Below are 13,623 nucleotides of genomic sequence, written 5' to 3' on the forward strand. Positions count from 1 at the left end.
TGACGTGGGTCGGCGCGGGCACGCACCGATGAGGTTCAGCTGTTGAAGGCACCCTGCGTGCGGGCCAGGCCCTGCTGGATCAGGCTCTCGACGGCGTCGGCCGCGGTGTCGACCTGGAACGGCAGCTCCTTGCGCTCGGTCGAGGAGTAGTTGGACAGCACGAAGTCGGCGACGTCCTGCCGGCCGGGGGGGCGACCGATGCCGGCCCGCACCCGGTAGAAGTCGCCGGTCCCGAACGACGAGCGCAGCGACTTCAGGCCGTTGTGGCCGTTGTCGCCGCCCCCGAGCTTGACGCGCAACGTGCCGAAGGCGATGTCGAGCTCGTCGTGGATCGCCACGATCCGGTCGGGATCCACCTTGTAGAAGCTCGCCAGCGCCTTGGTGGGACCGCCGACCTCGTTCATGAACGAGCGCGGTCGCGCGAGGACGATCCGCGGACCGTCGGAGCCGGGGGCGCCCAGGCGACCCTCCACGACCTCGGCGCGGCCGCTCTTGTGCGCACGCCAGCTTGAGCCCAGGCGCCGGGCCAGCTCATCGGTGACGAGGTAGCCCACGTTGTGCCGGTGACCGGCGTACGCCGGTCCGGGATTGCCGAGCCCGACGACGAGCCACACCTCACCAGCGGTCATGTCCTGCTCCTCGCGAACGGGTGAGACCAGGCGGCCCAGGAACCACCTGAGCCGCGCGCCGATCACGACCCGATCACTCGTCGGGGGTCTCGGTGCTCTCGCCCTCGCCGGACTCCGCGTCCGACTCGTCGCGCTCGATGCCGGCATCGGCCTCGGCGGACTCGAGCTCGGCCTCGAGCGCCTCGGCGCTGACCTGCTCGGTGATGTTGACGATGAGGGTCTCGGGGTCCAGGAGCAGGACCGAGCCCTCGAGCAGCGTGAGGTCGGAGGCGAGGATCTGGGTGCCGGCCTCGAGGCCCTCGATCGAGACCTCGACGTACTCGGGGATGTTGGTGGCCTCGGCCTCGAGCTGGATCGTCGAGGTGCCGACGACGACCAGGGTGTCGCGGGCGGCATCGCCGTTGAGGTGCACGGGGACCTCGACGGTGACCTTCTCGCCCTTGGTGACGGCCACGAAGTCGATGTGCTCGAGCGTGCGGCGGATCGGGTCGATCTGGATCTGCTTGGTCAGCGCGAGCTGCGAGGAGCCGTCGATGTCCAGGTCGAGCAGGGCGTTGGCGCCACCGTGCTTGAGGGCCATCATCGTGTCGTGACCCGGCAGGGTCAGGTGGAGCGGCTCGTTGCCGTGGCCGTAGACCACGGCGGGCACCTTGTCGTCGCGGCGGATCCGGCGCGCGGCGCCCTTGCCGAACTCGGTGCGGGTCTCGGCCTGGATCTTTTCGGCAGCCATGGTGTGTCTCCTCGTGGGTTGTGCTCGTCAACGGCATGGGGCCACCGGCGGAAACACAGAACGCCGCGCGACAGCGCGGCGTCCACACCTACTGGTCAGCCGGCCCTGTCGATCACGGAGCAACCGCTCCCTCGCCGAGGCAACCTGGCGATCCTAGACGTCCGGGCCCACCCAGCGCGAATCGTTGTTGCTCGTCAGCTGCCGGCCCCGGTGACTCTCACCGAGTCCTCGGCGACGAGGAGCTTGCCGACCTCGACCTCGATCGAGCAGCTGCGCCCGCCGCCCACCAGGCCGCTGACCTGGTTCTGCGCCGTGACCTTGACCGCCGGGCACGCACTGAGCCGTACGCCGTCGTAGCCCCCGGCGATCTGTCGGAGGAATCCGGACGGAGCCCCCGAGGTCGTGAAGCTGTCGAAGAAGGCGGGCCCCCGCTCCCCGGTCACGAACTGCGGGCCGACCTCGACCCGGATCTCCTCGCGCAGCCGCACGCTGAACGGCGACGCCTCGAGCCACACCCCCGTCACCCGTTGGGCAGGGAACTGGTCGTCGCGCACGCTCTCGCCGGCCAGCGCCAGGGTCGTGGCCGCGGAGACGTCCTCGAGCCAGTCCTGCAGGGCCCCGGGGTCCTGCGCCGTGTCGAGTCCGACGCCCGAGACGACCACGCTGACCTCCTCACGCCCCTGCGCGGGGAGCGCCGGGACCTCGACGACGTAGGCGGCGCACTCGGTACGCACGCCCGACGAGGTCGTGGAGGTGCGCTGCTGCTGGCGCCCGTCCCAGGCGGCGAGGGGGCAGCCCGACCCGTCGGCAGCCGGCGGGAAGACCTCGAGGAAGGGTCCGGTCAGCGGAGCAGTCGAGGCGGAGTAGGCGATGGTCAGGTCGATCGCACCGCTCGTCGGGTCGTAGGTGGCCGACCGGGATACCGTCAGTCCGAGCGGCAAGGTGGTGTCGGTCCGCTGGGCGGTCGCTGCCGGACCGCCTCCTGGGGGTGCCGGCTCTGCTGTGGGCTCCTCACGCGGGGAGTCTCCGCCGCGCGCGGTGGCCCACGTGATGCCACCGACCCCGAGCAGGACGACGGCAGCGGCAGCGGCCGCCCACGGGACCCAGCGCGATCGGGTCGGCGCAGCAGCCCGCCGGCGTGCGGGCGGTATCGGCGGATGCTCGGGGGGTGGGCCCTGACTGCGCCGATCGGACCCGCCCTCGGTGGTCGGCGCGCCGGAACCGGTGCCGGGGTCCGTCCCGGGCGCTCCCTGCGGCCAAGTCGGCTGGGCGGCGGAGGCACGCCGTGCCTCGGTGGCTTCGCTGCCGAGTCCCGAGGGGCCCGCCGACGCCGGACGCCGTACGACCGTCTGCGCGACGTCCTCCCACACCTCGGGCACGGGCTGGAGCGGAAGCGCGTCGGCACCCAGGGCGTCGCTCGGCAGGCCACGCAACAGGCTCGCCGTCGCGGCGGCGCGCAGCCGGTCGCGCGGGTCCTTGGCCAGCATCTGCTCGATCGCGGCCCACAACGGTTCCGAGACGGGGAGCCGGGGAGGCAGGGACGAGACGTGCCGGTTGCCCATCGTGTGGGCGGTTCCGGAGCCCGCGAACGGAGTGCGTCCGCCGAGCATCTCGTAGAGCAGGATCCCCGTGGCGTAGACGTCGGAGGCGGCACTGAACTGACCCACCCGGAACAGCTCGGGCGGCATGTAGTTGGGGGTGCCGAGCAGGCCCGTGGACTGAACGGTCGAGTCGTGCGCGAGCCGGGCGATGCTGAAGTCCGAGAGCCGGAGGTTCTGGGGCCGGGCCACGTCTCCGTCGACGAGCAGCACGTTGTCGGGCTTGACGTCGCGGTGCAGGCAGCCGGACTGGTGCGCGGAGTCGAGGGCATCGAGGACGACGCAGGCCAGCGGCACCGCGTGGTCGGCGGCGATGGGCCCGTGCTCACGCAGGTGGTGCCTCAGGTCCCCGCCCTCGATCAGGTCCATCACGATGGCCAGGCGCTCGCCCTCCACGACCAGGTCGCGGACGCGGACGATGTTGGGGTGGGTCAGCCCCATCAGGATCGAGCGCTCCTGGATGAAGCGGGTGACGATGTCGGTGTCGCGGGCGAACTCGGCCCGCAGCACCTTCGCGGCCACGCGCTGACCGCTGCGCCGGTCGAGGGCGCGCCAGACCTCGCCCATGGCGCCGACCCCGAGCTTCTGCTCGAGCTCGTAGCGGCTCCCCAGTGCGTTGGGGCCCTCCACGCAACACCTCCGTCAGGTGGCCTCGGCCGTCAGCGGGACCCGGGGTCGAGCGCGAACCAGAAGAGTCGCGCGCCACCGTCGGCGACCGGCGGCCGCACGCCCGGATCCTGCACCGTCGCGAGCAACGGTACGACGGCGGAATCGGCGAGCGTGTCGGAGTCCGAGAAGTCGAGGTCCGGGCCGGCGAGCCCGTCCGTCGTCGAGACCGTCAGTCCGCCCAGGGACTCGAGCACGGCTGCGGGCTCGAGCGATTCCGCTGCGGCCGCGGCCGCGGCGATCGCGATCACGGCGTCATGACTCGCGATGTCGGCCTCCCCCGCGGCGTCGGAGAAGGGGCCGTCACCGAAGAGGTCGGTGACCGCGTCGTCGCCGGCGGCCAGGCGCAGCGCGGCGAAGTAGGCGGCCACGGCGTCGGCGGCCGGGCTGCTGGTCATCGTGGTCGCGTCGGAGGCGTCCACTCCGGCGCTGGAGAAGCGGGAGGCGATGGTGCCCGCCTCGGTGTCGAGCGACGTGGCGAAGGTCGGGGTCTGCGCCTCGGGCGTCAGCACGATCGGCAGGTCCTCCAGCCGGCCGCGCAGGGCACTGACGATCTCGGCCTGCGTCGCCGCGGCAGCGGCGATGACGACCGAGTCGATCCGCCCGTTGCCACGCGCGACCGTGATCCGGCGGGCGAGCTTCTCGACGTTGTTGCCGCGATAGGCCAGGGCGTCGGCGGAGCCGACACCGTCGGCCGAGAGGCCGTCGGCGGTCAGCACGAAGGGCTTGTCGAGGCCCTGCTCCCCCAGTGCGGCGAGCAACGCCGCGTCGACGTCGTCCTCGGTCGGCGCCGTGCGGAACGCATGGGCCGGCAGCCCTCCCGACCCGCGGTAGTAGGGCAGCAGGACCGGGGTCTCCGAAGCCGCCGAGGACTCCAGCGCTCCTTGCACGTGGTCGCCGTCCGTGGCCAGCACGATGCCGGCGACCCCCGACTCCACGAGCTGCTCGACAGCGGTGATCGCTCCGTTGGCCGTGCCCTGGTCGTCGAGGACCTCGAGGTCCACGGCGCCGCCGCCCTGGTCGAGGCGGTACTCCGCGACCCGGGCGCCCTCCGCCCCGTCGAGCCAGTCCTGGCCCTGACCGGGGTCCGAGGTCAGCGAGACCACGACGCCCACCCGCAGCGGCGCCTGCGCCGTGCCGGCGTTGGCGACGCCCACGGGCTGCGGCGAGATCGCCGATCCGTCACCGGGGGACCCGGCACCGGGCTCGTCGTCGGAGCCCGAGCAGCCGGCGACGGCCAGGCTCAGTGCCGCCAGACCGACGAGGCTGCGGCCCACGAGACTGCGGCCCCGGCAGGTCCCGCGGCCCCCGTGGTGCTCGAGCACGTCGCGTCGAAGGCCTCGCGTCACCGCTGACCCACGTGGAAGGAGAAGACCGACACGAAGCGGCTCCCCGCGGGCAGCTCGAGGCCGAAGGCGGGCAGCTCCTGCTGCAGCTCGAGGGACCGCGCGAGCTGCGCCTGCTGGAGGAGGGTGTCCTCCATCGCGGCGCTACGCAGGTTGCGGAACGCGCTGGCCGTGTTGCTGACGCGCACGATCGACTCGTTGGCCAGGCTCGTCTCGCTCGCACCGCTCGCCAGGGCACCGAGCAGTCCGGAGCCGTCCCGGCTGCCGATGTCGGTCAGCACGCGGGCCAGGTCGCTGACCAGACGCTGCTGGGACTCGCCGAGGTTGCCGTTGGCGGTGCGCACGCGGCTGTCGATGAGTGAGACCGCGCTCTTGATGTTGTCGCTGAGCAGCTGGGTCACCGTCTTGACCTCGGTGTCGAGCCGACGCCGCTGAGCGGCGATCTCCCTGGCACCCTTGGTCCGCAGCGCGTTGCCGGCCTTGTCCAGGCGCTTGCTCAGCTGCTCGGTCGTGCTGTCCACGGTGTCCTGGGCGGACGTGCGGGCCGAGTCGGCGTCCTCCTGGCCGTCGGCCAAGTCGTCCTGCACGTCCCCGAGAACGGTCCCGGCGTTGCTGAACTGGTCGGCGATGTAGCTCTCCAGCCCGACCTGCTTGCAGTAGAGCCGGCCGAAGGAGCGGTTGAGCGCGGTCAGGGCGTCCTCGTCGTCGTCGGTGGCGGCGGGGCACGCCGTACCGCTGGGCAGCGTGTCGGTGCCGACGCCCAGTGCGTCGAGCCTGTCGGCGAGCGCCTTGACCCGGCCCTTGAGACCGGCACCGTCGTCGGTGATCAGGCCGATCACCAGCGTGAGCAGGTCACCGACCGAGAGTCGCAGGTCGCTGAGCTGCTGGTTGACCGGGTTGGCGGGGTCGGAGAGGTCGGAGAGGCCGACCATCTCGTTGACCGCTCCGAGGGCCGAGTCCGCGCGCTCGGCGACCGAGACGCCGCCGTACCCGCTCGGGACGGCGGTGTTGCCCCCGGCGCAGGTGCGCCCGACGAGCAGGGCGCTGACCTCCTCGCGCAGGTCGACGGTCGGCGTGGGCGGGGGGTCGGTCGACTCCGAGGCTCCTTGGTCGTCGACCGGGCGCGGGGCGGCCGGCACCGGGTCGGCGATGTCGCAGGCACGCTCGGCTGCGTCCTGGGCCTGCTGGCTCACCGAGCCACCACCGGCGCCGGCCCCGAGGGCGCCCTGGGCGATGCGGGCCTGCGTGTTGATCGCCGCGAGCTGGGCCGGGATGCCGTTGGACGAGCCCGGCTGCAGGGCGGCCTGCAGGTCGGTCAGGCCGCCCTGCAGCTCGCCGAGGCGCTCGAGGAACGGGTCGAGCGACGAGCTGCCGTTGGCCAGCCCTCGCGCGGTGCTCTGCAGGCCGCCGACCGTCTCGTTGAGGTCGTCGACACCGGAGCGCACGTCCAGGAGCCGGTCGGCGTCGAACCGGTCGGCGACGTTGGTCCCGACCGTGGAGAGGTCGACCGCCTTCTGCTCGATGCTCAGGCTGGTCTGCCCCAGGGCACAGATCAGGGCCTCGGAGGCGGCCTCGCACGTGTAGCCGGGATCCGTGGAGCCGATCGCCTCGCGCAGGTCCTCGGCGAGCACTCCGGCGCACTTCTGCGACGCCCCACCGATGGCGGTCAGCTGGGCCTTGACCCGCAACAGCTGGGCGTAGACGGTGGCGTCGGAGCCGAACAGCTTGTCGGTGAAGTCGAACGCACAATCCGTCACCTTGATCGGCTTCGGCTCGGGTGTCGTCGTCGGGTCGCCCAGACGCTTCTTGATCGCCGCGACGGTGTTCTCCAGCTGGCTCAGGGTGGAGGACTGGGTCGTCCTGAGCTGGGAGTCGATGTCGTCGTTGAGCGTGCCGAGGTCCTTGGCCAGGCCGCTCAGCTCCGTGGTGATCCGGTCGGAGCTGCCGGTGAGGTCGGCGATCGTGCGCTGCCCGATCGTGCGGGCCGAGGTGTCGAGCAGCTGCTCGATGTCGGAGAGCCCGTTGGAGGCGACCTCGAGCGCGCCGGTCACCTGGCCGATCAACGCGATCGTGCGGCCCTCGAGCCGCAGCGTGCTGCCTGCCTCGTCGGAGAAGGCGGACTCGAGGAGGTTCTGCACCGAGGTGTCGGTGACCAGGCCCGGTTGGACGTTGACGTCGAAGGTGGGGACCTCGAAGCTCTCCGTCTCCTGCACCAGGCGGAACGTCGCGCTCGGGCTGAGGCGCGGCGGCGCCAGCAGGCTGGCCCACTGGACCTTGACCCTGTCGTCCTCGCCCCGGCTGAGCACGCCGTTGGTCGCGGCCTCCGAGGCGGCGTTCCCGCCGTCGTCGGTCACCACCCGGGCCAAGCCGGCTTCACCGAGGTCGGCGGTCGCGACGACGGTGAGGGGAGCGCCGACGAGGGCGAACTGGCTGCGCTCGGTGGAGTCGACGTCGTAGGTGAGCCTCTGCGGACGCACCGTGGTGTTCTGGACCACGACCTCGATCTCGACACGACCACTCTCGCCGACGATCTCGCTGAGGTCGGTGCCCGAGCGCTCGCCCAGGCGGTACGACGTCAGGATCCGCACCGGGAGGTCGCCGGCCACCGACGCGGGATCGAAGCTCTCGTCGGCGGTCGTCAGGTCCGACGAGTCGGTCTTGCTGATGCTGGTGCTGTCGATGCCGGTGATGCTTCCGTCGGGGCCCACGCCGACCGAGACCGACTGCAGGACGCGCTGCGGATCGTCGTCCGCAGCAGCCAGGGACTGCGGCGCTCGCCCGGCGGTGGCCGAGGCGGAGCTCGTGATCGTCGCGGTGCCCAGCAGGGACAGCGCCAGCAGGGCGACTCCCCCGCGCGCTCCCCAGCGACCGGTGGCCGCGCGGGCTCCCCTGACGTGCTTGTGGCGGTTGTCCGACCCCATGCTCACTATCCCGATCCGATCGACGCGACGACTGCTCGACGGCAGGCGGTCCACCTGCGCTCGCAGGGCCCTTTACCCAAGCCGCGAGGAGGGTAACCCACCGGTCTGGACCAGGGGGAAATTTAACCGGGACTACGCGTGGCCGTCGAACATCGAGGTGACCGAACCGTCCTCGAATACCTCGCGGATCGCCCGGGCCACCAGGGGGGCGATCGACAGCGTGGTGAGCTTGTCGAACTCCTTGTCATCGGCCAGGGGCAAGGTGTTGGTGATCACGATCTCGGTCGCCGGGGAGCTCTTGAGCCGCTCGACGGCCGGGTCGGAGAGCAGCGCGTGGGTCGCGGCGATGATGACACCGGCCGCACCCTCCTCCATCAGCGCGTCGGCGGCCTTCACGATCGTGCCGCCGGTGTCGATCATGTCGTCGACCAGGACGCACATGCGGTCCTTGACGTCACCGACCACGCGGTTGGCGACCGTCTCGTTGGGGCGGTCGATACGGCGGGACTTGTGGATGAAGGCCAGCGGTGCGCCACCCAGGCGGGCCGACCAGCGCTCGGCGACCTTGATCCGGCCGGCGTCGGGCGACACGACGGCGAGTGCCTGCCCGCCGTACTTGCCCTTGACGTAGTCGGCCAGGACGGGGAGCGCCATCAGGTGGTCGACGGGGCCGTCGAAGAAGCCCTGGATCTGGTCGGCGTGCAGGTCGACGCAGATCAGCCGGTCGGCGCCGGCGGTCTTGAAGAGGTCGGCGACCAGCCGCGCCGAGATCGGCTCACGACCGCGGTGCTTCTTGTCCTGGCGGGCATAGCCGTAGAAAGGCATCACGACCGTGATCCGCTTGGCCGAGGCGCGCTTGAGCGCGTCGACCATGATCAGGTGCTCCATGATCCACTCGTTGATCGGCGCGGTGTGGCTCTGGATGACGAAGGCGTCGCAGCCGCGCACCGACTCCTCGTAGCGCACGTAGATCTCGGAGTTGGCGAACTCGTAGGCCGACGTCGGCACCAGCGGGGTGCCGAGGAGGTCGCTGACCTCGGTCGCCAGGGTGGGGTGGGCCCGTCCGGTGAAGACCATGAGGTTCTTCTCGGTGGTCTTCTGGATGCCCGTCACGCGCTGCTCCTGGGTGGTTGCTGGGTGTGGCTCGATGCACCGGTCAGTCTCGCCCATGTCCTGCCGGTCGCATCACCCCGGGTCGGTATCGTGAGACGCCTCACCCGGCGCCTCCTCGCGCGGGGCACCGGCTGCCTCGGCGGCGTGCGCCTGCGGTGTGCCCGCGCGGCGCCGCAACGCCCACCCCATGATCGTGCGCTGGGGTCCGGCGCTGACCGCCAGCGCGCCCGCCGGGACGTCGCGCCGTACGACGGTGCCGGCTCCGGTCGCGGCACCGTCGCCGACCTCGACCGGCGCCACGAACGTGTTGTTGGAGGCGGTCTTGGCGTGCCTGCCGATGCGCGTGCGGTGCTTGGCGACACCGTCGTAGTTGGCGAAGATCGTGCCGGCACCGATGTTGGTGCCCTCCCCGATGTCGGCGTCGCCGACGTAGGAGAGGTGCGGCACCTTCGCCCCGTCGCCGATCACGGCGTTCTTGGTCTCGACGAAGCCGCCGATCTTGCCTTCGCTGCCCAGCCTGGTGCCGGGGCGCAGGTAGGAGAAGGGGCCGACCTCGGCCGACGCCCCGACGACGGCCAGCTCACCGTGGACACGCACGACGCGCGCACCGGCGCCGATCTCGCAGTCCTTCAGGGTGGTGTCCGGCCCGATCACGGCGTCCTCCGCGACGACGGTGACCCCCAGCAGCTGGGTGCCGGGCAGGATCGTGACGTCGCGCTCGAGCACGACGTCGGAGTCGATCCAGGTGGTCGTCGGATCGATGATCGTGACGCCCTCGCGCATCCAGCGGGTGACGATCCGGTCGTTGTGCTCGCGGGCGAGGGCGGCGAGCTGGACCCGGTCGTTGACGCCCTCGGTCTGCATGACGTCGTCGATCGGGTAGGCGCCGACGGTCAGGCCGGCGTCGCGCGCCAGCTGCACGGTGTCGGTCAGGTAGTACTCGCCGTTGGCGTTGTCGTTGCCGATGCGAGGCAGCGCCTCGGCCAGGAACTCGGCATCGAAGGCCAGGATGCCGGAGTTGATCTCCGCGATCTCGCGCTGCTGCGGCGTCGCGTCCTTCTCCTCCACGATGGCGAGCACGTCGCCGTCCTCGTCACGCACCACGCGGCCGTAGCCGAACGGCCGGGCCACGATGCCGCTCAAGATGCTGACCGCACACTGCGCCGCCTCGTGCTCGGCCGCGAAGGAGCGCAGCGAGTCACCCGTGAGCAGCGGGGTGTCGCCGTACGCCACGACGACGGTGCCGCGCAGCGCCGTACCCGGCTGACCGTCCGAGGATCCGACGGTGAGCGCCTCGACGGCGACCCGGACGGCGTGGCCGGTGCCCTGCTGCTCGTCCTGGACCGCGAGCACGGCCTCGGGCATCAGACTGGTGATGTGGGGGCCGACCTGGTCGCGCTGGTGGCCGACCACGGCCACGACGCGTTCGGGCTGCATCGCCTGCACGGCGGCCAGGACGTGGCCGATCATGCTGCGTCCGCCGATGGGGTGCAGGACCTTCATCGTCTTGGAACGCATCCGGGTGCCACCACCGGCGGCGAGGACGATGACGGTCAGGTTGCTGCTGCTCACGCGGGCTCCTGGAAGTGGGGGTGGAGTCGAGCGGCTGCCTGTCCGATGGCCACGATCCTCGGCGACGGGGCGCGACACGGCCGCTCCTTCCCCATGACGAGCCACCTTACTCACGAGTCGGCCGCGCGCCAGAGCCGTCACTGCTCGCGCGACCGCCGGGCAGAGGCCCGAGGTCAGCCGGCCGTGGTGCCGATCGGCTTCGCGGTGACGACCACGTTGGAGAGGTAGACCGACCCGTCGTAGTCCTCGCACGTGATGACCACCAACCGGCCCGGCGAGGTCTGGCTGAAGAGCTCGGTGGCGCGCTCGGCGACCCGGCCCTTGTCGAAGACCTGCACGTCGCGGACGCGGTAGCCGATCCGGCCGTTGACTGTCCGTACGGCGATCCGGTCGCCGACCTCGAGCGTCTCCAGGTCCTGGAGGGCCGCTCCACCCCGGCTGAGCGTGTGCCCGGTGACGAGCGCGCTCCCCGTCCTCGCGCCCGGCTCGGCTCCCGGCGACCACCAGCCCACCTGCTGGGCGTCGGCCGGCGGCGTCAGGGTCCCACCTGGTGCGGTGATCGGCACGATCGCGCTGTCGACGCCGAGGCTCGGGATGAGCAGGCGCTCCGGCGAGCCCGCCTGGATGCGGGGCTTCGGCTCGGGGGTAGGCGTCGGTCTCAGCGGCGGGATCTCGATCCGGAACTCCGGGTCGGGCCCGGTGCGCGGGATCGGAGACGCCGGCGCCCCCTTCGCTGCCGCAGGGCCGTCCCCGGAGTCGTGCTGGACGGACCACACGATCCCTCCGACCGCCAGGATCCCCACGGCCCCGGCGCTCGCCCACACGAGCAGGCGCGACCGCCGCCGCGGCTGGGGGCCGGGAGGGTCGGTCTGGCCGCTGGGGGTCGGCGTTCGGCGAAAGGGGACTCGCACCCCTTCAGTATGCGTCGCGCGTGGGCGCCGCGACGTGCACCGGCCCCACCCCGGACCCGCCAGGAGACAGCCGGCGAGGAGGACGGGTGGGCGGCGGGTCCGCCGCGCCCCGGAGTCGTCCGCGCGCTCGCCGCGGCGAGTGGAACCGGGCCCCGGCAGTCTGCCGACGATGGTCGGGCTCCTCGATCCAGATCGTGCGTCAGCACCTGCTCCCCGGGATGGAGTCGAACCATCGTCGCTAGTCCTGATTCAAAGTCAGGCGGGCCCTGCCGGCAGACCAACCGGGGATAGGGCGCTCACTTTAGTGCCCCTGTCGCCCTGGGCGCAGACGGCTGCGGTCTCACCGACGCCTGCCCCACGCGGGAACCGACGAAATGGCCCCTGGAAGCAGTCCCTCGGGGCCATTTCGTCGATTCCCGTCGCGCCGGGGGCCGGCTCCTCCCGCGGGCGTCTAGGTTGGGCTCGTGGACCTGCCCGTGATGCCACCCGTGCGCCCGATGCTCGCCAAGGCGGTCACCGGCGTGCCCGACCCGGGCAAGCACACCGTCGCCGAGATCACCGGTCTGAGCTTCGAGCCGAAGTGGGACGGCTTCCGCTGCCTGGTCTTCAAGGACGGCGACGAGATCGAGCTCACCAGCCGCAACACCAAGCCGCTGACCCGCTACTTCCCCGAGCTCGTCGCCGCCGCGCGCGAGCAGCTGCCCGAGCGCTGCGTGCTGGACGGCGAGATCTTCGTGGCGATCGGACCGCGGCTGCAGTTCGAGGTGCTCCAGGAGCGGATCCACCCGGCCGAGTCGCGGATCACGATGCTGTCCGAGAAGACCCCGGCCAGCTTCGTGGCCTTCGACCTGCTCGCGCTGGGCGACACGTCGTACGTCGACCGGCCGTTCGGCGAGCGTCGTGCGGCGCTCGAGGAGGCGCTCGGCGGGCTCGACGGGCCCTGCTACCTGACCCGCACCACCGAGGACCCGGCCCTTGCGGAGGAGTGGTTCCACCAGTTCGAGGGAGCCGGACTCGACGGTGTGATCGCCAAGCCGCTCGGGGCGCCGTACGTCGAGAACGGCCGCACGATGATGAAGGTCAAGCACGAGCGCACCGCCGACGTGGTGGTGGCCGGCTATCGCGAGCACAAGACGAGCACGCCAGAGCGGCCGCTGCTCGGCAGCCTCCTGCTGGGTCTGTACGCCGACGGCGAGCTGCAGCACGTCGGCGTCAGCGCCAGCTTCACCGCGGCCCGGCGCGCGGAGCTCATCGAGGAGCTCCAGCCCCTGGTCTGCGACATCTCCGACCACCCGTGGGGGAAGTGGCAGGAGTGGGCGATCGCGAACCCGGACCGCGCACCCGGCACCCAGAGCCGCTGGAGCGCCGGCAAGGACCTGTCGTTCACCCCGTTGCGTCCCGAGCGGGTGCTCGAGGTGAAGTACGACGCGATGGAGGGGCGACGCTTCCGCCACACCGCCCACTTCAAGCGGTGGAGACCCGACCGTGAGCCCGCGTCGTGCGGCTACGACCAGTTGGAGCAACCTGTCTCCTACGACCTCGCTAGTGTCCTGTCCGGAGGAGAGTGACGATGACCAACACCCCAGATACCCCTGACGGCCCCCCGTCCGCAGCAGCCCCCAGCTACGTGGTGGTCCTGCTCGTGGAGCAGCGACTCAGCGACCAGGACGCCGTGCAGGTGCGCTCGTTGCACGAGTCCATCGACGAGCCCGTGCGCTACCACGTGCTGCTGCCCGTGGACGACGCCGCCGCCCGCGTCGAGGCGTCCCTCGGCTCACTGTCCGGCGGCGAGATGCTCGCCGCCCCGGCCATGCCGATGGCCGACGTCGACCTCGACGCCGTCGAGGAGCACGCCCGCAGCCGGACCGAGCAGGAGCTGCACGACACCGTCGCCGCCCTCGAGCGCGCCGGAGCCATGGTGGGCGACAGCGCACTGGTCAGCGGACCCCCCGCCGACGAGCTCGCTGCCAAGGTCGCCGCCATCGGTGGTCGCGAGGCGATCGTGCTCACCCGCCCCCACGTCGTGACGGAGTTCTTCCACCTCGACTGGACCTCGCAGGCCCGGCGCAAGCTCGGCGTCCCCGTGCTGCACCTGCTCGAGCACCAGACCTTCGACGAGCAGGCCGAGGGTCTCTGA

The 13,623-nt window shown here is 71.7% G+C and carries 10 protein-coding genes and 1 tRNA gene; 2 read left to right on the forward strand and 9 right to left on the reverse strand.

What is annotated here, in order from left to right:
* Positions 1-35 precede the first annotated feature (35 nt).
* From pth to Q1K33_RS01835, 9 genes are all read right to left on the reverse strand, one after another.
* Positions 36-629, reverse strand: a complete 594-nt coding sequence (pth, locus tag Q1K33_RS01795; RefSeq protein ID WP_300399973.1) for an aminoacyl-tRNA hydrolase — start codon at positions 627-629, stop codon at positions 36-38.
* A 73-nt stretch (positions 630-702) separates the two neighbouring features.
* Positions 703-1,359, reverse strand: a complete 657-nt coding sequence (locus Q1K33_RS01800) for a 50S ribosomal protein L25/general stress protein Ctc (protein ID WP_300399974.1) — start codon at positions 1,357-1,359, stop codon at positions 703-705.
* Between the two features lie 194 nt (positions 1,360-1,553).
* Positions 1,554-3,587, reverse strand: a complete 2,034-nt coding sequence (locus Q1K33_RS01805) for a serine/threonine-protein kinase (RefSeq protein ID WP_300399975.1) — start codon at positions 3,585-3,587, stop codon at positions 1,554-1,556.
* Positions 3,588-3,616: 29 nt separating this feature from the next.
* A complete protein-coding gene (locus tag Q1K33_RS01810; protein WP_300399977.1) occupies positions 3,617-4,972 on the reverse strand; it encodes an ABC transporter substrate-binding protein in 1,356 nt (451 codons plus the stop codon).
* Positions 4,969-7,890, reverse strand: coding sequence for a hypothetical protein (locus tag Q1K33_RS01815; protein ID WP_300399978.1), 2,922 nt, complete (start codon positions 7,888-7,890; stop codon positions 4,969-4,971). Before Q1K33_RS01815 ends, Q1K33_RS01810 begins: the two co-directional genes overlap by 4 nt.
* Positions 7,891-8,022: 132 nt before the next feature.
* Positions 8,023-9,003: a ribose-phosphate diphosphokinase gene (locus Q1K33_RS01820; protein WP_300399979.1), complete on the reverse strand. Its 981-nt coding sequence runs from the start codon at positions 9,001-9,003 to the stop codon at positions 8,023-8,025.
* Positions 9,004-9,075: 72 nt separating this feature from the next.
* On the reverse strand, positions 9,076-10,575 hold the full coding sequence (gene glmU, locus Q1K33_RS01825; RefSeq protein WP_300399980.1) for a bifunctional UDP-N-acetylglucosamine diphosphorylase/glucosamine-1-phosphate N-acetyltransferase GlmU: 1,500 nt from the start codon (positions 10,573-10,575) through the stop codon (positions 9,076-9,078).
* 173 nt (positions 10,576-10,748) lie between these two features.
* Complete coding sequence (locus Q1K33_RS01830) at positions 10,749-11,486, reverse strand: class F sortase (RefSeq protein ID WP_300399981.1); 738 nt, start codon at positions 11,484-11,486, stop codon at positions 10,749-10,751.
* Between the two features lie 209 nt (positions 11,487-11,695).
* Positions 11,696-11,774: transfer RNA gene (locus Q1K33_RS01835), tRNA-Gln, on the reverse strand.
* A gap of 176 nt (positions 11,775-11,950) precedes the next feature.
* Here Q1K33_RS01835 and Q1K33_RS01840 point away from each other — a divergent pair.
* Together Q1K33_RS01840 and Q1K33_RS01845 are read left to right on the forward strand one after the other, a co-directional pair.
* The gene (locus Q1K33_RS01840) at positions 11,951-13,054 is read left to right on the forward strand and encodes an ATP-dependent DNA ligase (protein ID WP_300399982.1); all 1,104 of its coding nucleotides are present in this window, start codon (positions 11,951-11,953) and stop codon (positions 13,052-13,054) included.
* 2 nt (positions 13,055-13,056) lie between these two features.
* A complete protein-coding gene (locus tag Q1K33_RS01845) occupies positions 13,057-13,623 on the forward strand; it encodes a hypothetical protein (protein ID WP_300399983.1) in 567 nt (188 codons plus the stop codon).

Origin of the sequence: Nocardioides sp. (assembly GCF_029937575.1) — a bacterium.
Taxonomy (GTDB): domain Bacteria; phylum Actinomycetota; class Actinomycetes; order Propionibacteriales; family Nocardioidaceae; genus Nocardioides.